This is a genomic window from Sorangium sp. So ce117, from assembly GCF_051524395.1.
GTDB lineage: Bacteria > Myxococcota_A > Polyangia > Polyangiales > Polyangiaceae > Sorangium > Sorangium cellulosum_B.
In genome coordinates this window covers 9,813,340-9,833,835 of sequence record NZ_CP150309.1, presented here as the reverse complement: position 1 = coordinate 9,833,835, position 20,496 = coordinate 9,813,340, and the positions used below count along the sequence as shown (strand labels likewise).

Annotated in this window: 18 protein-coding genes; 6 read left to right on the top strand and 12 right to left on the bottom strand. The window is 71.0% G+C overall.

Going from position 1 to position 20,496, the window contains the following annotated elements; genetic code table 11:
* Positions 1–5: 5 nt before the first annotated feature.
* Positions 6–1,187 carry an FIST signal transduction protein gene (locus tag WMF46_RS36895; protein ID WP_437981501.1) on the bottom strand — a complete coding sequence of 394 codons (1,182 nt, stop codon included), beginning with the start codon at positions 1,185–1,187 and terminating at the stop codon, positions 6–8.
* Between the two features lie 133 nt (positions 1,188–1,320).
* Between WMF46_RS36895 and WMF46_RS36890 the strand changes: the two genes are divergently transcribed.
* On the top strand, positions 1,321–2,076 hold the full coding sequence (locus tag WMF46_RS36890; protein ID WP_437764615.1) for a PP2C family protein-serine/threonine phosphatase: 756 nt from the start codon (positions 1,321–1,323) through the stop codon (positions 2,074–2,076).
* 33 nt (positions 2,077–2,109) lie between these two features.
* The gene (locus tag WMF46_RS36885; RefSeq protein WP_437981500.1) at positions 2,110–2,427 is read left to right on the top strand and encodes a hypothetical protein; all 318 of its coding nucleotides are present in this window, start codon (positions 2,110–2,112) and stop codon (positions 2,425–2,427) included.
* 66 nt (positions 2,428–2,493) lie between these two features.
* Here WMF46_RS36885 and WMF46_RS36880 read toward each other — a convergent pair whose 3' ends face one another.
* The 4 genes from WMF46_RS36880 to WMF46_RS36865 all read right to left on the bottom strand — a co-directional run bounded on the left by WMF46_RS36880 (position 2,494) and on the right by WMF46_RS36865 (position 8,600).
* Positions 2,494–4,551 (bottom strand): PrkA family serine protein kinase, encoded by a 2,058-nt coding sequence (locus WMF46_RS36880; protein ID WP_272104360.1) that lies wholly within the window; start codon positions 4,549–4,551, stop codon positions 2,494–2,496.
* Positions 4,552–4,811: 260 nt separating this feature from the next.
* Positions 4,812–6,008: a YcbK family protein gene (locus WMF46_RS36875; protein WP_437981499.1), complete on the bottom strand. Its 1,197-nt coding sequence runs from the start codon at positions 6,006–6,008 to the stop codon at positions 4,812–4,814.
* A 342-nt stretch (positions 6,009–6,350) separates the two neighbouring features.
* Complete coding sequence (locus tag WMF46_RS36870; RefSeq protein WP_437981498.1) at positions 6,351–7,340, bottom strand: L-threonylcarbamoyladenylate synthase; 990 nt, start codon at positions 7,338–7,340, stop codon at positions 6,351–6,353.
* A gap of 498 nt (positions 7,341–7,838) precedes the next feature.
* Positions 7,839–8,600: a GGDEF domain-containing protein gene (locus tag WMF46_RS36865; RefSeq protein ID WP_437981497.1), complete on the bottom strand. Its 762-nt coding sequence runs from the start codon at positions 8,598–8,600 to the stop codon at positions 7,839–7,841.
* A gap of 455 nt (positions 8,601–9,055) precedes the next feature.
* Here WMF46_RS36865 and WMF46_RS36860 point away from each other — a divergent pair, with 455 nt between their 5' ends.
* The 3 genes from WMF46_RS36860 (at position 9,056) to WMF46_RS36850 (ending at position 11,087) form a co-directional block, all read left to right on the top strand.
* Positions 9,056–10,144 carry an IS1 family transposase gene (locus tag WMF46_RS36860; protein WP_437981496.1) on the top strand — a complete coding sequence of 363 codons (1,089 nt, stop codon included), beginning with the start codon at positions 9,056–9,058 and terminating at the stop codon, positions 10,142–10,144.
* 174 nt (positions 10,145–10,318) lie between these two features.
* On the top strand, positions 10,319–10,735 hold the full coding sequence (locus WMF46_RS36855) for a hypothetical protein (RefSeq protein ID WP_437981495.1): 417 nt from the start codon (positions 10,319–10,321) through the stop codon (positions 10,733–10,735).
* Between the two features lie 184 nt (positions 10,736–10,919).
* Entirely contained in the window at positions 10,920–11,087 is a 168-nt protein-coding gene (locus tag WMF46_RS36850; protein WP_437981494.1) for a hypothetical protein, read from the top strand.
* A gap of 239 nt (positions 11,088–11,326) precedes the next feature.
* Here the strand turns inward: WMF46_RS36850 and WMF46_RS36845 are convergent, their stop codons facing one another.
* The 4 genes from WMF46_RS36845 to dnaB form a co-directional block, all read right to left on the bottom strand.
* Positions 11,327–11,893 carry an RNA polymerase sigma factor gene (locus WMF46_RS36845; RefSeq protein WP_437981493.1) on the bottom strand — a complete coding sequence of 189 codons (567 nt, stop codon included), beginning with the start codon at positions 11,891–11,893 and terminating at the stop codon, positions 11,327–11,329.
* 959 nt (positions 11,894–12,852) lie between these two features.
* Positions 12,853–15,651, bottom strand: a complete 2,799-nt coding sequence (locus WMF46_RS36840; protein ID WP_437981492.1) for a hypothetical protein — start codon at positions 15,649–15,651, stop codon at positions 12,853–12,855.
* 44 nt (positions 15,652–15,695) lie between these two features.
* Positions 15,696–16,124 (bottom strand): hypothetical protein, encoded by a 429-nt coding sequence (locus tag WMF46_RS36835; RefSeq protein ID WP_437981491.1) that lies wholly within the window; start codon positions 16,122–16,124, stop codon positions 15,696–15,698.
* A gap of 15 nt (positions 16,125–16,139) precedes the next feature.
* Positions 16,140–17,642 (bottom strand): replicative DNA helicase, encoded by a 1,503-nt coding sequence (gene dnaB / locus WMF46_RS36830; RefSeq protein WP_437981490.1) that lies wholly within the window; start codon positions 17,640–17,642, stop codon positions 16,140–16,142.
* A gap of 496 nt (positions 17,643–18,138) precedes the next feature.
* Here dnaB and WMF46_RS36825 point away from each other — a divergent pair, with 496 nt between their 5' ends.
* On the top strand, positions 18,139–19,065 hold the full coding sequence (locus WMF46_RS36825) for a PfkB family carbohydrate kinase (RefSeq protein ID WP_437981489.1): 927 nt from the start codon (positions 18,139–18,141) through the stop codon (positions 19,063–19,065).
* 101 nt (positions 19,066–19,166) lie between these two features.
* Here the strand turns inward: WMF46_RS36825 and rplI are convergent, their stop codons facing one another.
* Genes rplI through rpsF form a run of 3 tightly spaced genes read right to left on the bottom strand, consistent with a single transcriptional unit; the run spans position 19,167 to position 20,493 of the window.
* The gene (gene rplI, locus WMF46_RS36820; RefSeq protein ID WP_437981488.1) at positions 19,167–19,619 is read right to left on the bottom strand and encodes a 50S ribosomal protein L9; all 453 of its coding nucleotides are present in this window, start codon (positions 19,617–19,619) and stop codon (positions 19,167–19,169) included.
* Positions 19,620–19,629: 10 nt separating this feature from the next.
* Complete coding sequence (gene rpsR / locus WMF46_RS36815; RefSeq protein WP_012239546.1) at positions 19,630–19,950, bottom strand: 30S ribosomal protein S18; 321 nt, start codon at positions 19,948–19,950, stop codon at positions 19,630–19,632.
* Positions 19,951–19,953: 3 nt separating this feature from the next.
* Positions 19,954–20,493 carry a 30S ribosomal protein S6 gene (gene rpsF / locus WMF46_RS36810; RefSeq protein ID WP_437974357.1) on the bottom strand — a complete coding sequence of 180 codons (540 nt, stop codon included), beginning with the start codon at positions 20,491–20,493 and terminating at the stop codon, positions 19,954–19,956.
* Between the last annotated feature and the right edge of the window lie 3 nt (positions 20,494–20,496).

Sequence of the window (20,496 nt, the reverse complement as noted above, 5' to 3'; positions counted from 1 at the left end):
GGCGCTCAGCTCGGCGCGCGGAAGAGCGCGAGCACGCCGGTGTAGAGGGAGAGCCTGGCCTGGCCCCGGGCCCAGGGGGCGATCTCGAAGCTCGAGTGCATGCCGGCGATCGGGAGGTCGGCGAAGCGCTGGCGCAGGATGCGCGCCTCGACGTCGGGCGTCCCGTACAGGCCCTGGCCGCGCCCGGCGCAGGTCAGGTAGAGCGCGAAGCGGGGGGCCGACCCGAGCGCGCTCCGGGACACCTGCCGGGCGATCCCCTCGAGCCCGGCGCGGCCGATGGCGGCGTCGCGCACCGCGAAGGCGAGGCGCGCGCCGGGCCTCGCTTCGTCGCCGAGCAGGAGCCCCCGCCGCGACGGATCGATGCCGCGGACCGGCCGCAGCACGTAACGCACGGAATCGAGCGCCTCCGCCTCGGCGTCGCCGCGGCCGGCGCCCGGCGCGGCCGACGGATCGAGCGGCGGGTCGGCCAGCGCGGCGAGGATGAGCTGCTGCGCGCTGGGCGGCTCGCCGAGCGTGGCGGTCGCGGCGGAGAGCAGGTCGAGCGCCGGACGCCCGCCGGCGCGGAGCACGACGCCGCCGCTCGCCTCGTCGATGCGGTGGAAGCCGGAGAGCAGCCTGGCGGCGGGCGAGGCGTCGACGAGCGGCGGGGCGAACCCGGTGATGGCGAGGCCCGTCGCCGGGCCCTCGATGAGCTCGCCCTGCGACGTCACGCCGATGGCGGAGCCGGAGGCCGTCCCGGCGCCGAAGAGGCACGTGTTCGGCGCGGACAAGGCGAGCGCCTCGAGCCGCTCGGGCGCGAACGCCCCGGGCCGGGCGAAGAGGATGGCCGTCGCGGGGCGCTGGCCGACGGCGCGGGCGAGCGCCTCGCGCAGCAGGCGGCCCGGCTCCTCGGCGCGCTCGGGCAGCGCGAAGGGGGTGACCTGCCCGCCGGACCACAGCACCCCGCTCGCGCCGGTGTCCCCCTCGATCTCGCCGCGCTCGCTGAGCACGCCCGCGGCCGGCACGACGCAGGCGGGGACGCCGCGCCAGGCGCCACGGACGAGCTCGGCGACGCCCGAGGCGCGCTGGGCGAGCTGTCCGGAGACGAAGACGACCCCGCCCGACGGCGACGGGACCGCGCTGCGCAGGTCCGCCAGGTGTTGGAGAAGGCCATCCGGCCCACAGGTCGCGGAGAAGCTTCGTGCCATGGCTGGCTCGCCCATCCTAATCGAGCCTCCGACCACTCGACAGGCCCCGCTTAAGAAGTTTATCGTGCGACAGTCGCGCCAGCGCCTCGGGGATTTCCTCACGGGACGGCAAGCGAAGGACCGGGCAAGCTCGATGAGGATCCAATCATTTGGCCGCACCGATGTCGGGCGCCACCGGCGCGCCAATGAGGATGCGTTCTTCCGGGACGACGAGCTCCGTCTCTACATCGTCGCGGACGGCATGGGCGGGCACGCGGCCGGCGAGGTCGCGAGCGCCGAGGCGGTCGAGACGATCTACGGCATGGTGAAGCGGGGCCTGCCCGCCATCGGCGATCCGAACGAGCCGCTGACGCAGCCCAAGGCGCGCGCCGTGCTGCGCATCCTCGAGGGCGCGATCCAGGCGGCGACGTACATGGTCTTCGCGATCGCCGAGCTCGATCGCGACAAGAGCGGCATGGGCACGACGATCAGCGCGGCGCTCATCGTCGGCGGCGCGCTCGTGACCGGCCAGGTGGGCGACAGCCGCATCTACCAGGTCCGCAACGGGACCGCGGTGCAGATGACCGAGGATCACACGCTGATCGCGTGGCAGATCAAGAACGGCCTCATCTCCGTGGACGAGGCCAAGAGCTCGCCCCACCGCAACGTGATCACGCGCGCGGTCGGCAACCGGGACTACGTCGAGGTCGACACCTCGATCGTCGCCGTGGAGGAGGGCGATCGATACCTGCTCTGCTCCGACGGGCTGCACGGGTATCTCCACGCCGAGGAGGAGGTCGCGAGCATCGCCTCGAAGGGCGGCGACGCGGCGGTCGACCTCTTCATCGACCTCGCGAATCGGCGCGGGGGGCGGGACAACATCACGGCGGTGCTGGTCGAGGTGGGCTGACGCGCCCGCGCGAAAGTCGGCTACGCTGCGCGCATGGCGCTGAAGGACAGACTGGTCACCGAGGGCATGAAGCTCGCCGCGAACCCGAACGTGGCGAAGCTGATGCAGGACGAGCGGTTCATGCGGCTGTTCATGACGGCGATGAGCGTGCCCGGCCGGGTCTCCTCGTTCACCTCGGAGCAGAAGGAGACGTTCGCCAAGGCGATGGGCCTGGCGTCTGTCGAGGAGGTCCGCGACCTCAAGCGCACGGTCGCCTCGCTGGAGCGCGAGGTCGCGACGCTGGAGCGCGAGCTCGCGAAGCTCCGGCGGGACGGGGAGCGCGAGCTCGCGAAGGTCAGGCGCGAAGGCTGAGCTTGGGGGGCGAGGGCGAGCGGCGCGGCGCGCGCTGCAGCAGCGCCGCCGCGCCCCCGCGCCGGATCACTTCGTGTCGCCGCGCGCGTAGATGCTGGCGACGTAGTCGAGCACGTCGCGCGCCGAGACCTCGTTGTACCCGAAGTACTTGATCATCCGGGTCTTGATGATGTCGATCTTCTCCTGCGTCTCCTTGTCGATGACGCTCGACACGAGGGTCTGGAGCTTGATCGCGTCCTTCTGATCCTCGAACAGCTTGAGCTCGAGGGCGCGGCGCAGCCGGTCGTTCGTGTGCCACTCGAACTTCTTGCCGTCGACCGCGAGCGCGCCGATGTAGTTCATGATCTCGCGGCGGAAGTCGTCCTTGCGGTTCTCGGGGATGTCGATCTTCTCCTCGATCGAGCGCATCAGCCGCTCGTCGGGCTCGACGTCCTCGCGGGTGAAGCGGTCCTTCACCTTCTCCTTCAGGGTGTAGGCCTTGATCGAGTCGATGTAGTTCGCCGCGAGCTTCTGGATCGCGTCCTCGTCCGCGCTGATCGCCCGCTGCACCTCGTTCTTGACGATCTCCTCGTACTCGCGCTTCACCATGCCGATGCACTCGGTGAAGCGCTTGCGCTGCTCGTCGTTCGTGATGAGCGAGTGGTGCCGGAGGCCCTTCTCGAGCTCGCTCATGACCATGAAGGGGTTGATCGTCCCCTCGCCGAGGTCGTTGACGAGCGCGTTCGAGATCTTGTCCTGCACGTAGCGGGGGCTGATGCCCTCCATGCCCTCGCGCGACGCCTCCTTGCGGAGCTCCTTCACGGTGTCCTGCGTGTAGCCGGGCAGGACCTTGCCGTCGTAGAGCTTCATCTTCTGGACGAGCGAGAGGTTGTGCTTCTTCGGGTCCTCGAGCCGGGTGAGCGCGGCCCACATCGCGGCGACCTCGAGCGTGTGCGGGGCGATGTGCTTGCCGCGGATCTTCTCCTTGTTGAAGTCCTTCTCGTAGATCCGGATCTCCTCCGACACCTTCGTGATGTAGGGGATATCGATCTTGATCGTGCGGTCGCGGAGGGCCTCCATGAACTCGTTGTTCAGGAGCTTCTTGTACTCGGCCTCGTTGGTGTGGCCGATGATCACCTCGTCGACGTCCGTCTGGGCGAACTTCTTCGGCTTGATCTTGTGCTCCTGCGACGCGCCGAGCAGGTCGTAGAGGAACGCGACGTCGAGCTTCAGCACCTCGATGAACTCGACGATGCCGCGGTTCGCGATGTTGAACTCGCCGTCGAAGTTGAAGGCGCGCGGGTCCGAGTCCGAGCCGTACTCCGCGATCTTGCGGTAGTTGATGTCGCCGGTGAGCTCGGTCGAGTCCTGGTTCTTCTCGTCCTTCGGCTGGAAGGTGCCGATGCCGACGCGGTCCTTCTCGCTGAGCACGAGGCGGCGCACGCGCACGTGCTGCATCACCTTCGACCAGTCGCCGCCGTACTTGTCCATCAGGCGGTTGAAGATGAAGCGGCACGCGGGGTCGAGATCGCCCTCGGTGCGGACGTGGTGCTGCGCGCTCGAGAGGCCGAGCTCGCGGAACGCGCGGTCGCGCCACGCCGGCGGGACGAGGCGCAGCGGCTCCTCGTGCATCGGGCACTTGAAGCGGGCGCTCTCCGTCCCGGCCATGCCGACGTCGTCGAGGTTCACCCAGTCGAACGTGTAGAGCGCGCCGTCGGGGGTCGTCGAGTAGTGCTCGATGCCCTTCTTGAGGAGCCGGGCGATCGTCGACTTCGACGAGCCGACCGGGCCGTGCAGCAGGATGACGCGCTTCTCCGGGCCGTATCCCTCGGAGGCCGCCCGGAGCACGTGGACGAGCCGCATCAGCGGGATGTCGAGCCCGTACACGGCGTCGGCGCCGCCGTGCATCTCGTCCTTGAAGAAGTTGTACCGGATGAGCTTCTTCTTGTTGTCCGTGTACTCCTCGATGCCGTAGCGGATGATCATGTCGTACGCCCGCTGGAACGCGTTGCGCGTCACCTGCGGGTTCTGGCGCACGATCTGGAGGTACTCTTCGAACGTGCCCTCCCACGCGAGATCGCGGTAGAGCGCGAAGTCCTGCATCGCCGCGATCTTCTCAACCATCCCTGTCCGCAACTCGCCCATTTCGCACCCTTTTTCTCCAGGGCGACCGCGGGGCGGCCTTGGCCGCCGGAGGTGCGGGGGACAGATCTCGGCTCGCCGAGCTCCGCCCCCGTCTCGCGTCGCGCGCCCAGGGGGAAGACGCCAAGCTTAACACCGATCTCGGGGAGGCAAGTCACCGCGCCCCGAGGCGCGCGCCATCATCCGGAACGGGAGCGCGCGGCGGAGCGGCCGGTCGCGCGGGTGGAGGTGCGAGGTGCGAGGGCGACCGCGGGGAGGCGACGTCAGCGAGGCGTGGCCCCGCCGGAGCGCGCTCCCTGCGCGCTTCCCCAGGAGAGCCCGCCGCTCTCGACGACGCCGGGCCAGGAGTCGACGTATTCCGACGGCTCGCCGGGGCCGGAGATGTCGATCCAGAAGACGTGCCCGGCGCCCGGGCGGCGCACGTCGACATGGACGAACTTGCTGTTCGGGTAGAACCCGCAGCCCACGTCGTCGAGCGTGCGGCAGAACTGAAACAGCGCGGTGTTCGGGACGCCCATCACGAGGATGTCCATGGCGCGCCCCTCGGCGTGCTGGCTGTGGTGGGTGCCGGAGGTCGGCCTGCGCGTGGCCGGCGCGTCGCCCGCCGGCCGCGGCCGGTACCCGCTGAAGATGTGGATCCCGCGGCGCGGGAAGGCGTCGGCGATCTGCTGGAGCAGCCAGAGCAGGCGCGGGTGGACGAGGCGGACCTGGGGCACCCACTCGAGCGCCCGCTGCCAGGTGTCGGCGTCGGGCTCGTCGGGGAGCTCTGCGCCCGGGTCGGGCGCGTCGGGCGGACGTGCCATGATCGACAGGCGATCCAGCGCGCCGGGCGCGACGGAGCCGTCGCAGCGCACGAGCTCGAAGGCGTCGTGCTGGCCGCCGTACCGGGCGAACTGGACAGGGCTCCTGCGGCAACGCCAGTCGAGCGGCTGCTTCTTCGGCGGATCCCAGAGCAGATCGAAGCCGTTCGAGGAGAGGCTCGGCCCCGTGGTCGCGAGCACCGGAGGGCTGAGGATCGGATCGAGCTGGCGGAACCACGCCGGCGCGGCCGGATCGAGGCGGAGGGTGCCGGGCGGATCGAAGGGGGTGAAGGGGGACCAGGCGCTCGCGAACGCCGTGGAGCCGAGGGCAGGGGAGGCGAGCGCGTGCTCGCCGAGCGCGTCCGCGGCGTCCGGCCGCGCGCCGCCCCAGGCGAGCTGCCACCACGGCTGCTGCCGCCATTTCCCGTAGGCGCTGTTCAGGTAGAGCCGGAACGGTCCGGGGCGCTCGACGGCGGCGTTGTGGAAGGCGCGGAGGAGCGGCAGCTCCGGCGCGACCGTCTCGTTCAGGTTGAAGCTCGCGCGCTTCGGCGGCTCGTCGAGCAGGCTGGCGCCGGCGCGCTGGGGGGCGGCGACGAGCGACGCAGCGAGGCCGAGGGCGGTCGCGAGGGTATGGACGGCGGCGCGGGACGTTGCCGGCATGGGATCGACGAGGGGACGCGAGTCGAGCGAGGAAGGTAGCTCACCCAGCGGGAGGGCGACCCTGATTTGCCACAAACCGCCAGCTCGGGGGATGAAAACCCACCCGCCGGGGGAGGACCCCAGGCGTTAACCAAGCTTCGCGCCGCGTTCTCCTACATCCGAACGTTTACGTTTACGTGGTCGTTTACGTTTACGTGGTCGTTTACGTGGTCGTGGTCGTGGTCGTGGTCGTCAACGGTAGGCCGTGAACGACCACGACCACGTTCACGACCACGTAAACGTTCACGTTCACGTTGGTGACCCGATGGGCGGGCTTCGTGCCCTGAGCGTGGCGGCGTGCGCTTAAGGCGTCGCGGAGGCGCGCGTCAGCCTGTCGCGCACCGCGTCCCACGCGGGATCCTCGGGGACGGCGGCGATGACGATCACGTCGCAGCCGGCGTCCTCGAGCCGGTGCAATGCGGCGTAGAGCGCCGCGGCGTAGCCGGCGGGATCTCCTGGAAGGAGCTCGGCGTGCGGCCCGGTCGCGGTGCGGCTGCCGTGCTCGACGGCGCCGGCGCGCGACCCGGCCTGCGCGGCGCGATCGAGCTCGCCGCGGACGGCCTGGGCGGGGACCAGCGCGACCTGCGCGCGGGGGGCGTAATGGCGCGCGTGGGTCCCCGGGGACGGGGCGCGCTCGGCCGGGGCGGTGATCAGCCCGGCGGCCGTCTGGAGCGGCACGAGCGCGGCGATCGCCTCGGCCGTGACGTGCCCCGGGCGGAGCACCCGCGCCGGCGAGTGCGTGACGTCGACGATGGTGGACTCGATGCCGACGGCGGTCGGCCCGCCGTCGAGGATCGCGTCGATGCGCCCGTCGAGGCTCTTCTCGACGTGCTCGGCCGTGGTCGGCGAGATCTCGGTGGAGCGGTTGGCGCTCGGCGCGGCGATCGGCAGCCCGACCGCGTCGAGCAGGGCGCGCGCGACCGGGTGGACGGGGATGCGGATCGCGACCGTCGGCCCGCCGGCGGCGACCACGTCGGCGACGCGGTCGGGCCGGCGCGCGACGATCAGGGTGAGGGGCCCTGGCCACATGGCCTGCGCGAGCCGCTCCGCGTCCGGCGGCCAGCCGTCCGCGAGGGCGCGGGCGGACGCGACATCGGGGACGTGGACGATCAGCGGGTTGCCGGGCGGCCTCCCCTTCGCCTCGAAGATGCCCCGCGCCGCGCGCGCGTCGTCGGCGCGCGCGCCGAGGCCGTACACGGTCTCCGTGGGGAAGGCGACGAGCCCTCCGCGGCGGAGGATCTCGGCGGCCCGTGCGATGGATGCCGCGTCAGCGGCGAGCCGCTCGGTTCGCATGCGCCGCGGTCCATGTTGCCCGGGCGCGCGGGAGGCAAACGAAAAGCGATCCCCTCCGGCCGCTCGTTTGGATGCCCCCGCGAGGTCGCGATCTGGCGCGGAGGCTGCTCGCGAACCTAGGGCGAGGCCGCGATCTGGCGCGGAGGCTGCTCGCGAGCCGACGGCGAGGCCGCGATCTGGCGCGGAGGCTGCTTGCGAACCGACGGCGAGGCCGCGATCTGGCGCGGAGGCTGCTCGCGAGCCGACGGCGAGGCCGCGATCTGGCGCGGAGGCTGCTCGCGAGCCCATGGCCTGGTCGCGACCTGGCCACTTGTATGAAAAGATTCATTTCTTGAGATCGGGACCTGTCTCCGGGGCCGAAAAGATCCTCCGCGATAGGTCGTTACCTATCGGCGGCCTCGCAAACGGGTGGTGCCCTAATTAGGGCAGACGGCCATTCAAATTGGGGCACCCGGGCAATCCGGACCGACGCCATCGGTGCGACCCCAGCCACTCACCTTACACCACGCCGGGCGCGTAGGTGATCACGTCGCCGTCGCCGACGGCGATGGCGCTCACGCGCGGGTCTTGCTCCTTCGACTTGTGCTTCGAGCGGTACTGCACCTTGTCCGCGCGTTTGAGGAGCGCCTCGGCATTCTCGGCTGGGTCCGTGGCGCTGACACTCCCACACGAGGCCGTCAGTGCCAATTCGTCCCCGCTTTCGCCGAGTCGCAGCACATCCTTGCCTAGTTGCCGCACAAACACGTCGAGGAGCTTGCTGGCCTGCTCATCGGTGGTACTTGGCAAGATGACGACGACCTCGTCTCCGCCATTGCGGTACGCTTCGCCGTGCTGCGCGATTGTCGACACCGTGGCCTGAAAGAACGCGCGGATCGCCTCATCGCCCGCCGCGTGCCCGTGGGTGTTGTTGATCGATCCCAGCCCGTTCATGTCGAGGAAGGCGACCGACAGTGGCGCATCACTGCTTGCCGACAGGAGTGCAATGGCGAGGTCTGTCTCGAGGTGACGCTTGGCCCAGAGGAGGCCAGTTTCATCGCGGTCACGTCCAGTTCGGAGCTGCTGCGCGAGCTCGGACAGGCGTACGCGACCCTTATGGCCGATGCTCAAAGCGACCTTTGCCCCACGCAGAAAATCAGTGATTATCCATGTGACATAGTCTTGCTTCGATGGCAGCGCCATCGCCGGGTCCATAGACGCTACTCGCGCCGCGTGCTCGAGCCCATCATTTAGGCAACCAGCTTCAAGCAGCGACACGATCATCTGTTGTTCCGGTGTCCCAGTATATCGCTCCTGATATGGTTGCGACCCGTCGCGCTCTAGCCGTGCAAGGAACTGCATCTCTCGAAGGCGTGCGTCGACCCGGCTCATGGGGCCAACTGTACCACGAGTTGAGGCGATCTACGTCGGGCTTGCATCTCTCCGATGCCCGCCAAGGCGTCCAGTCGCCTATAGGACGAGGCGCGTCACGCGGCGCACCCGCTCCACTTGACCGACTCGAAACGCCTACGTTTGCCGCTGGATCCGGCGCTGAGGCCGTGACACCGTATGTCCTACCGCGCTGGAGACGCGGGAAACAGAGGCTATACTCACTTGCACAGGCAAAGCGCCCCGCCTCGGCTGGTACCCGAAGCGGGGCTGCGGAACGCCGGATGGTGGCCCACCCGTCGCACGACGCACTGCGATCATGGGCTCGCGTCCGGAGAGGTGCAAGGCCCATGGCGAACGTGCTCCAGGCAGAGCGGCGGCTAGAGGTGCTCGCCGCGCTCGTGAACGGCACCAGCATCCGCGCGGCGTCGCGCATGACCGGCGTCCATCAGGACACCATCGGCCGGTTCGGACAGGTGATCGGGGAGGGTTGCGCGCGGCTGCATGACCGGCTGGTGCGCGATCTGACGTCCCCGCTCGTGGATCTCGACGAGATGCACTCCTGGGTCTCCCGTCGCCAGATCCACGTCGACCCCACGAAGCACGACCCCGCGACCAGCGGGGAGCAGTGGACCTGGGCCGCGATCTGCCGCACCAGCAAGCTCATCGTCGCGTGGCACGTGGGAAAGCGCGACCAGGAGAGCGCCGATGCCCTCGTCGAGGATGTGCGCGCGCGGCTCGCGGTCATGCCGCAGATCACCACCGACGGGCTCGGACTCTACGCGCAGCCGATCGCCGCGAACTTCGGGCGCGCCGTGCCGTACATGCAGACCGTCAAGAACTTCTCGTCCCGCCCTGGGAGGCCAGGGACGTCGGAGAAGTTCGCGGTCGAGCGCGGCGTCGACTTCATCCAGAAGCGCGCCGTATTCGGGACGCCCGACCCCGCGAAGGCCACGAACTACGCGATCGAGAGGTCGAACCTCACGGCGCGACAGTGGAACGCGCGGCTCCGGCGCAGGACGCTCGCGTTCAGCAAGAAGCTCACGCGGCACCGCGCGGCGGTCGCCTTGCACTACGTCAACGTGAACCTCTGCCACATCCCGCGGAACATGAGGGTCACCCCAGCGATGGCCGCTGGCATCACGGACACCGTGTGGACCCTGGAGCAGCTCATGGTCGCCGCACTGACCGAGCCCGCGGGCGAGAAGCCGGAGCCGCAGCCGCTCGCCATCCCCAAGCCGGCGGGGCCCGCGAGAGAGCTCCCCGCTGGCCGTGGCTGGCTCAGGGTGCTTCCGGGCGGGTCCGCTCCGTCAGCCCCCTCCGCCCCTCAGCCGCCTCCCGTGGCGCCGATCGCGCCCTCAGGCGCTTCGCCGGAGCCAGAGCCCGAACCTCCGCCCGCACCGCGCAGGATGGTGCAACTGAGCCTCTTCGACGAGTAGAGGCGCTGGCTTCCATAGATCGAGAGCAAAGTCAATAACAATCGATGCAACGTTGCACGTTGCGTGTTATTTCCGAGGTCGTGCGTTTTGTGGTGTCGCGTTCCTTGCGTCGAGCTCGGCCGCGGGCTAGCAAAGTTGCGTGGAAACGAAGTGCGTGACGCTAGGGTGCAATACATGAATCGTCGCGACCGCGTGATTCAGCTTGGCGCCATGATCCAGGCGGACCGAGTTCTCCAGGGGGAGATCCGCGATCGGCTCAAGGCGAACGAGGCCGAACTCGATGCGCTGCTGCGAGGCGAAGGTCCGCCCGACCCGCCCGAAGGTTCCGGCAGGCAGCACGCTGGCTCCATGGCGAAGGCTGTCGCTGACCTCCTGGCCGCGGAGCCAGGGACCGAGTTCTCCGCAGAAGAGATCATCGAGCGCCTCGGCGGCGACTACAAGCCGACCTCGGTCAGGTCGACGCTCGCGCGCATGGCGGACAACCTCGAGATCGTCAGAGTTGGACGCGGGCGCTACAAGTCCGCGCAGTGTGCCGATGCGAAGGTGGCAAACGGCGCCGTTCCGCACGGGGAGGGCGGAATTATCCAGTAAAACTCAAGAAAGCAGGAGCCGGACCGCCGGGTATCTCACCCCCCGACGGCCGGTCTCCCGGGTTTACAAGACGCCCGAGCCCGTTAAGGAGCCCTAGCGAGCGATGCAAGCCAACCGTGTCATGCGGGTGGACGATCGTCAACGGTTCCGAATGCTTTGAGTCGGGCGTCAGAAGTGGCTGACGATGGCACACAAGGAACCGGTCGGGCCGTGCCCCGAGGGGTACGAGGACATTTGCGTCGCGTCTTACTTCCACAAGGGCCTGGGTCGCCGGGTCTTCGCGTGGCAGTACGGCAAGCGGTGCTTCGTCCTCCGGGTGAGGCTGCGAAACGAAGGGACCGCCGGGGCGTAACCGGCTGGGCTACTTGGTTCGCGCTGAGTCCTGACTGAAAGACGCCCCGCCAGGGGCGCGGATGGGGGCAGGAGCCCCGCCACGGTTCTCGTGGCGGGGCTTTCTGTTCTGGGTCGCCTGGTTGCAGGTCTGCAACGTCGTCCCTTCACACTTGGTGGTGGATCCATGTTTCTCCAGGTGTCAATGTTGTAACCGGTTGCAACGTCGCCAGCGGATGCGCCTCCGCTTGGTCAGGTCGCTCACCGGCGCCACCGGCGCAGCTTCAGCGCCAGCGCCTCGCGGGCGATCCTGAGCCGGGACGCTGCCGTGCTCGGGTTCATGCGGCGGGCCTTCGCCCACGCGGTGAGCGCCTCGGGCGCATCGACGATGAGCAACGCCTCGCGTTGCCAGTCCGGCAGGCTGGCCACGGCCTCCAGCACCTCGCGCGCGGCGACCTGAGCCTCCAGGTCTGGCCCGACGAGCTCGCGGAGCATGCCGAGCGGCTGCTCGGTCAGCACGGCGCGCCGCGCCCACGCGCTGTTGACGTGATGCATGGAGAGGTGCCTCGCGACCGCATAGAGGTAGCCGCGCAGGGCCTTGCGCGGGTCGTCCCGGGGCGCCGGGCGGTAGAGGCCTCGCTTGATCGAGCTCCACGCGCCCATGACGACGTTCTGGAAGACATCGGCGCGATCGCGAGCGGGCACGCCGCTGGCGACGATGACCGCCATGATGGTCGAGCGCTCGGCAAGGATCGCCTCGACGCTCGGCTTCTTCTTCGGGTGTCGCGCGGCAGGCGGGCGTCCGGCCCCCTTCCGCGGGCGCTTCACCCGGATCTCCCGCAGATTGGGCAGCGGTCCGCCGCAGCGAGCCCGCCGAGGAGCTGCTCGACGGTGACACCTGCCGCCTTCGCGGCACGCTGCACGGTCCCGGGGGAGCCCGCGTCGCGACCGCCAGCGATGCCCTGGAGGGTCACGGGCGACATGCCCATGACCTCGGCAAGGCATTCCCAGCTGCCATAGGCGGACCTGAGGTTTTTCAGTGCCGCCCGGAGGCGCTTGCGCTGGGTAGGTGTGAGTGAGAGACAGGGGGCGGTTCGGCGACGGCGCGCGGGCGCACGTTCGCCTTGCCCGCCGTCGGGCGGGATCAAGTACAACTGCATCGTCGGACTCCGGGTAACGGGGTTCGGCCACGCAGCCCGGGCGACGCCAATCGCCGCGGGCTGCACTACTTCCGGCCGAACTTAGCCGCTTATCGAAGGTCCGGAATCAAACTAGGGCACTTCGGGGCAAATTAGGGCACCACCCGCAAACGAGCGCCGGCGCTGGTCGTGACCTTGGGTACAGGTCTTTTCTCGACGTGCACGCACCAAGGGCGCCGTATCAATCGTACAGATCCAATGGCACCGTCGGTGCGCTCGTATCGGAAGGGTGGGCAGCTCGCGTCGTCCTGGAGCGCCAGCCACCGGTCCTCTGGTCGTACTGGTTCCACTCACCAGGAGTCCGGCGAGGGATCCAGCGAGAGATTTAACGCAAAGTCGCAAAGACGCAAAGCCGCAAAAAAGAACAAACTTCATACGTCTTTGCGTCTTTGCGCCTTTGCGTCTTTGCGTTGAAATCCTCTTCGCTCGCTTCTTTCGCGCGCCAAGGACGATTTAAAAGCAAAGCTCGACGGCTACACGTAATGCCGCACAGCCGGGTCAGGCGCCGGCCAGCTTGCGGCAACACGTGCTGCCCTCTTCATGCGGGGCTGCGCTGCCGTGCTCGGCGCGCCACGGAGCTCGCCGCGCTCACGGCGCTGCGGCGCGGCCCAGGGAGCGGCCGTCGCCGTCGGCGTCGATCCAGAGCGGCGCCGTCATCGCGAACGGGAGGATCTCGCCCGGGTCCCCCGCGAGCACCGGCTCGAGCGGGCGCCGCCCCCGGACGATCGCGACGACGAAGGTGTCCTCGGCGACGGAGATCGCGCCGTGCGCGCTCTGCCCGGGCCCGCGGTCGACCCGCGCTGCGCCGGCGCGGGCGTCGGGCCGCGGCGGTCGTCGCCCGCCGCCGGCTCCGAGGACGATGGGGATCGTGATCTCGTCGAGGAGCGCGCCCGCGGGCGTCGTGCGCGCGCCTTCCAGCGGGATCGGCGCGCCGCTCGCGACGCCGCCGACGAGCACGTGGAGCTCGCGCGCGTCGACCCACGGGGCGCGCTCGACGCGGATCGAGAGCGACAGCGGCCCACCGCGGGATCCGCGCCGCGGCGACGTGACGCCGCCCTGGCGGGTGTCGCCGAGGCGCATCGTCACGAACGGGCCGTTCGTGATCACGACGTCCCGACGGCGCCGCAGGCCCGCGACGAGATCGGCCACGTCGAGCCGGCCCGGATCATCGTCGGCCACGGCGACGTAGGTGCGCGGATAACCCGCCTCCGCGCCGCGCAGCCCGTGGCTGTCGCTGGTCGCCGTCGGCGTGACCGGGTGGGACGCGCGGAGCAACGCCCAGAGCTCCTCGAGCGCGCGGTCCCGCGCGGCCGCGTCGCGCCCTGTCCAGACCTCGACGGCATCGGCGCCGGCCCCGACGATCTGCGCGAGCAGGCTCGGGCCCGGATCCGGCGCGATCTGCGGAGCCCCGGATCCGTGCAGCGGTGAGCCGCCGCCGTGCTGCCGGCTCACCTGGACGACGCGCTCGCCGGGCAGCGCGCGCACCTCGCGGAGGATCTCGCTCGCGGTCTCGTCGACCCACCGCAGCGCGCCCTCGCGGGGCGCGGCCGCCTCCCCGCCGAGCGGGAACACGCTGAGGCTCCCGAGCCCGGCGCCGCTCCGGCCGCTCGTGAGCTCCACGCCCGGGAGCGCGCGCAGCCGCGCCTCGAGCCGCAGGGCAGCGACGTCCCGCTGGAGATCCGAGGCGAGGTTGTGCTCGCTCGCCACCGCGCACTCCACGCCTTCCGCCGCGTTCCAGACGAGCCGCGCGGCCGAGGAGACGCCGGCGTCGGCGCTCCGCGCCGTGTGCTGCCGGAGGTCGCAGGCGATGTAGCCCGACGTGTCGACCACCCGCTCCAGCGTGAGATCGAGCCGCGACGTTCCGCCGTCCGCGATGTCGACCGTCGCCTCGGCGAGCGCGTACTCGGGCCCGCGCGAGGCGACGACCCGGACTCGCCCAGGGGGAAGGGCGACATCGAGCTCGCCCATGAGCGCGAGCCGGGGCGGCGAGAGGGCCTCGCCGGTCGCGGCGTCGAAGAGGCCGACCTTCGCCGGCGCGAGCGGACCGAGGGGATCGGGGTCCGCGGCGGGCGCGGAGGCGCCGCCCTCGTGCACCCCGAGGTAAAGCCGGCCGGCGCCGGAGAGCGTGAGCCGCGCGGGGGCGATCTCGCCGGCGCGGATCCGGATCCGCGCGCCCCCCAGCGCGCGGCGGCCGCTCCCTTCGAAGCCGACGAGGTAGAGGCCGGGCGGCACCTCGGCGGCGAGCGGCGCGCTGTCGCCCGTCCGCAACCACAAATCGAGCGCGGCGGCGGGCGGCGCGGCGCCGTCCTCGGCGATCGGCGTCAGCGTCGCCTTGCCGGCGAGGGGCGGGAGCGGCGCGCCGCGGCCGTCCACGAGCTCGAGCGCGACGCCGCCGGGCGCGCCGCCGCCCAGAAAGAAGAGCTCCGTCTCGACGGCGAGCGAGTCGCCGCGCGGCGCGATCGCGAGGATCCGCTGGTACGCGGCGCGCCCGCCGGGCGGCAGCGCGGCCTGCCGAGCGAACGTCACGTCGCTGAAGCCTTCGCCGCTCCGCGCACGGACCGCCGCGCCGTCCACCGGGGCGAGCGCGTACGCGACGCCGGCCCCGACGCCCGCCAGGTACGGCGCCTCGTGCTCGCCGCGGAGCCCCGGCGCCACGCCGGGCGCGGCGTGCTCCGCAGCGCCCCAGTGGACGACGTCGCCGAGGTCGAGCGCCTCGGCCGGGCGGTCGCCGTCGTTCCGGAGCGACGTCGTGATCATGACCGCCCGGTCGCGCGGCCCGAGCGTGTAGCGGGTGGTGACGGAGAGCGCGCCGCCGGTGAGATCCCGCCCGCGCACCTCGCCGCGCGCCTCGATCCAGGCGGCGCCGTCCTCGCCGCCGCCCGTCGTGATGTCGCGGTAGATCACCTGCCGCGGTGGCGCGCCGAGCCGCGTGACGATCTGCCCGAGCTCGTCGCGGCGCGCCCGCGCGTCCGCCGCGTCGACGAGGTTGCCGCCGCTCTCGGCGAGGCCAGCCCCGGGGCCGGGCTGATCGACGACCACGGCGATCTCGTCGTTCTCGAGCACGTAGTCGCCGGGCCGCCCCGCCGCGAGCGGACCGGAGAGCGCGTCCGCGGGCCCCGTGATCCGCCGGACGCGCGCCGGCTGCGCGGCGCCGCCGTCCCTCGGGCAGAGATCGCCCTGCTCCGCGCCGCCGCGGCCCCACCTGCAAAGCATGCCGAGGCGCTCGACAGCGCCGGAGGACACGACGACGCTGCCGCCCTGCACGGGCGGCGCGCAGGTCGCGGAAGCGAGCGCGAGCGCGAAGAGGCGCGCCGAGCGGAGGGCGCGGCGCGCCGCGCGCCCCGCGGGGCTTCTGGAAGTGCGGGGGCACTCGGGCGAGCGGGTCATCGATCCTCTTCCGACTCCGATGCGCGGCCGCGGCGCGCCTTGGGTCAGGTGCGCTCGGTGGCGAGGACGAAGAGGGCGGCGAGCCCCAGGCCGACGCCGAGCGCCCGGCGCGCGGTGAACACCTCGCCGAAGAGCAGCGGCGCGAAGAGCGCGGCGATCGTGATGCCGCCGGCGAACACGATGGGCCCCGTCGCGGTCACCGGACCGCCGATGCGGAGCGCCATGAAGGTGAGCGTCGCGACGCCGCTGATGCACAGGCCGGCGGCGCAGGCCCAGAGCACCCCCTGGGCCGACGGCGGCGTCTCCGTGCCAGGGCGGATGAGGAGGAAGATGAGGATCCCGACGGCCGCGGTGCCCTCGAGGCACAGCGCGCCAAGGGCGTCTCCGATCCGGCCTGCCGCCGCGCGCAGCATCAGGTAGTGACCGGCCATGCAGAGCGCGGCGAGGAGGGCAGGGACATACCAGGCGGACATGTCGTGCGTCGCAGCCTACTCGTCGTCCGCCATCTCCGGGTAGTCGCCGGGCGCGAGGTTGTCGAACCGGGTGCACGAGGAGGTGAACCGCGTGAGCACCTTGCCCGTCGGCCCGTTGCGCTGCTTGGCGACGATGAGCTCGGCGATGCCTTTGTGGTTGGTCGTCTCCGGGTTGTAGTACTCGTCGCGGTAAATGAAGATGATGTTGTCGGCGTCCTGCTCGATCGCGCCCGACTCGCGGAGGTCCGACAGCTGAGGGCGCTTGTCCTTGGTGGTCCGGGTCTCGACGGCGCGGTTCAGCTGGGAGAGCGCGATGACCGCCAGCTTGAGCTCCTTCGCGAGCTGCTTGAGCCCGCGGGAGATCTCGCTGATCTCCTGCTCGCGGCTGCTCACGCCGTCCCGCCCCTTCATGAGCTGCAGGTAGTCGATGACGATGAGCCCGATGCGCCGCCCCGAATTGCCGTCGCTGGGCGGCCGGTCGTACTCGGCCTGGATGCGCCGCACCTTGGCGCGCAGCTCGAGGAGGGAGATGGCCGGCGTGTCGTCGATCCAGATGGGCAGGGTGGACAGGAACGAGGCGGCCTCCGTCAGGCGGCGCCAGTCGTCGGGCTGCAGGAAGCCCTGGCGGAGCTTGCCGACGTCGACGCGGCCCTCGCTGCAGACCATACGTGTCGCGAGCTGCTCGCGGGGCATCTCGAGCGAGAAGACGGCGGCGCCGAAGCCGGGATCGTGCCGCTCGACGCCGTGCCCCGACTGGTCGGGCCCCGGGGAGCTCACGGTGCGCGGCGACGCCACGTTCACGGCGAGGTTGAGGACGAAGGACGTCTTGCCCATGCCGGGGCGGGCGGCGATGATCGAGAGGTCGCCGTCGTGCAGGCCGGCCGTCTTGGCGTCGAGCTTCTCGTACCCGGTCGAGATGCCGGTGATCCGGTCGCCGCGCTCGGCGGCGGCGGTGATCTGCTCGAACGCGGCCTTGAGCACCTGGGCGATCGGCTGGGTCGCCGTCCCCTGGGGCGTGCGCGCGAGCTGGTAGACCGCCTGCTCCGCGCCGTCGATGTACTCCTGCACCACGCCGACGTCGCCGTACCCCTCGGCCGCGACGCGCTGGCACGTGGCGATGAGCTGCCGCACGCGCCATTTCTCGTAGACGACCCGCGCGTGCGCCGCGACGTGCGCGACCGCGGGCGTCGCGTCCGCGAGCTGGGCGAGGTACGCCGCGCCGCCCACCTGCGCAAGGCGCTCCCGGTCGCGCAGCCACGACGCGACCGAGACGATGTCGATGGGCGTGCCGGCGGCCGCGAGCTCCTGCGCGGCCTCATAGACCCGGCTGTTCGCCTCGCTGTAGAAGTGGTCCGCTTTCAGGATCTCGAGCACCCGATCGAGCGCGTCGCGGTGCAGCAGGATGGCGGAGAGCACCGCCGCTTCGGCGTCGAGGTCGTGCGGCGGCACGCGTCCGGCGACGATGGGAGGCTCGATCCTCTGAGGCCGCTGGCCCCGGCGCTCCATCATTCTCATCATCCGTGCTTCTCCTCCCCACCGATTCCCCCCATCCCGCCCCGAGCTTTTCCACAGGTGCCGAAATGGGCGACGCCCCGGAGAGGAAACGTTCCTCCGGGGCGTCGGGTGCAGGGTCGATTTCCGTCTACCAGAACATGGGCAGCCCTGAGAAGGGTTTCTGTTTGCATTGCAGTGAGCGTTCGTGCGGTCGGCATCCCAATGCAGGTTCCACGTCGAGGGGGCGCTTTTCCATCGTCGGAGGCATCGTCGGAGGCAGGCTCGGCGGCTTGCTCGGACGCTTTCGCGGAGGCCTCCTCGGCGGTCGCTGCCGAGGGGCCTCGCGGCGAGGCGCTGCCGCCGGCGGCGCGGTATGGAAATTGAGCAACCCCGGTCTCATCGGCATTTCTTTTCGCGCTTGACTCAGCTGCGATGACGCTTCGCGCCTCGGCGTGAGCCATCGCGGGGAGCCGCCATTGTGGATCACAAAACACGCCATACAAGGATTGAGCCCGCCGAGGTGGTCTGCGTCGGTGAAGCGCTGTGGGATCTCTATGCGCCCGAAGGCATTCCGCTCGAGCAAGCGAAATTGCTGCGCCGTGTGCCGGGGGGCGGGGCGGTGAACACCGCGACGGCGCTCGTCCGGCTCGGGATACGCTCGGGGCTGTGCGCCGCGCTGGGCGATGACGCGATGGGGCGCGGGCTGAGGGATGAGGTCGCGGCGGCCGGCATCGACGTGGGACGGCTCTCGCTGAGCGCGGCGCGCACAGGCCTCATGCTCGTGGCGATCGAGCGCGGCGAGGCGCGCTTCGCCGGGTACAGGCAGGGCGAGAGCGAGGCGCAGGCGCTCGCTGCAGCGCTGCCGGAACGATGGCAGACCCGGGTCGTGCACTTCACCGGGATCGCGCCGGTGCGCGGGGCGAGCGGCGCGCTCGCGCGGGCGGCCGCGAGCGCTCGCCGCGAAGGGTGCGCCGTCTCGGTCGACGTCAACGCGCGCCCGCGGATGTGGCCGCGCGCCGAGCGCGCCGCGTCCGTTCCCGGCGCGGAGGCCGGCGCCGCGCCGGTTTCCGACGCCGGCGCAGGCGTGCGCGGCTGCTTCCGGCTGTTCGGGCAGGCGGACCTCGTGAAGTGCAGCGCCGGCGATCTCGACGTGCTGGGGACGACGGCGCGCGCGCTCCGCGAGCGCCTCCGCCCCGAGGCGACGCTGGTCGTCACCGATGGCGCGCGGGAGACGCTCCTGCTCGGCCCCGGGGGCGAGCGCGCCGTCGCGCCGCGCCCGGTGCGGCCGCACGATCCGACGGGCGCGGGCGACGCCTTCTGCGCCGGGATGCTGGCGAGCCTCGTCTGGGAGGAGCGAGCGCGGTGGGGGGACGCGGCGCTCATGCTGCGCGCGGTGGCGCGGGGGCACGACGTCGCGCGGGCGTGGGTGAGGCGGAAGCGCGGCTGAAGGGGGCCGCGGGGGCGCGGCCCAAGGGGGCGCGCGGGTGCGGCTGGAGAGGGGAGGGGAAGCGCGGGAGCGCGGGTCGAGCCGCGCTCCCTGGCGCTGCGCTACTTGGCGGCGACCGTGACCTCGACCGACGCCGTGATGGACGGGGCGAGGCGGATCACGACGGGGTGGGCGCCGAGCGACTTGATCGCGTCGGTCTCGATGCGGCGCCGGTCGACGCTGAAGCCCTGCGCGGCGAGCGCCTCTTCGATGTCGCGCGCCGTGACCGAGCCGTACAGCTTGTCGCCCTCGCCGACCGGGCGGGTGATCCTGATCTTGACCTGGTTGAGCTTGGACGCGAGCTGCTCCGCCTCGGAGCGCGTCTTGGCGGCGCGCGACTCGGCGACCCGCTTCTCGTGCTCGATGCGGGACACGTTCTCGGCGGTGGCGCCCACCGCGAGGCCGCGCGGGATGAGGTAGTTGCGGGCGAAGCCGGGGCGAACCTTCACGAGCTCGCCGCTCTTGCCGACGTTGTGGAGGTCCTCCGTGAGGACCACATGGATGTGGGTTGCCATGATCGACCTCCTACGCCGTGACGGTGAACGGCAAGAGCGCGATGTTGCGCGCGCGCTTGATCGAGAGGGTCACCTTGCGCTGGTGGCGCGCGCAGTTTCCGCTGATGCGGCGCGGGACGACCTTGCCGCGCTCCGAGATGAAGTACTTGAGCGCCTGCGGGTCCTTGTAGTCGATGACCAGCGCCTTGTCCGCGCAGTAGCGGCAGACGCGCTTCCGGCCCGTGCGGCGGCGCCCAGGGGCGTCGGCGTTCAGGTCGGGCGTGCGCCCGAAGTCGCGATCGTCGTAGTCAGCGCCGCCGTTGCGGCCCATGTCGTTGTTGCGGCCGTTCATAGCTCAGCTCTCCTCCTCGTCGGCGGCGCCTTCCGCCTCAGCCTCTTCGGCATCGTCGAGATCGCTCGCCGGGGCCTGCTCGGAGCTCCGGTCGATGCGGCGCTCCGGCTCGATCAGGCCGAGCTGGCGCTCGCGCGAATCGTCGCGGTCGTCCTCCAGCGGCGTGAGCTCGAGGCGCTCGAACTTCACGTCCTCGTCGGCGATCGTGACGCCCTCGACCTCGACGTCGTTGCGCACGAGCACCGTCTGGTACTTCAGCACGCCGTCGGAGAGGCGCAGGTTGCGCTCGATCTCGGAGACGACCTTCCCGCCCCCGAGGTACTTCAGGTACACGTAAACGCCGCGGCGGTGCTTGGCGATGTCGTACGCGAGGCGGCGGCGCCCCCAGGTCTCGACCTTGGTCAGCCGGCCCGACTCGCGGCCGACGACCTCGGCGAGGCGCGACCCGATCCGCTCGGCGCCGTCGGCGTCGATGTCAGGTCGCAGGATGTAGATCGTTTCGTACTCTCTGGCGCGCCCGGGCGCCGTTACCTGTCGGCTCATTCA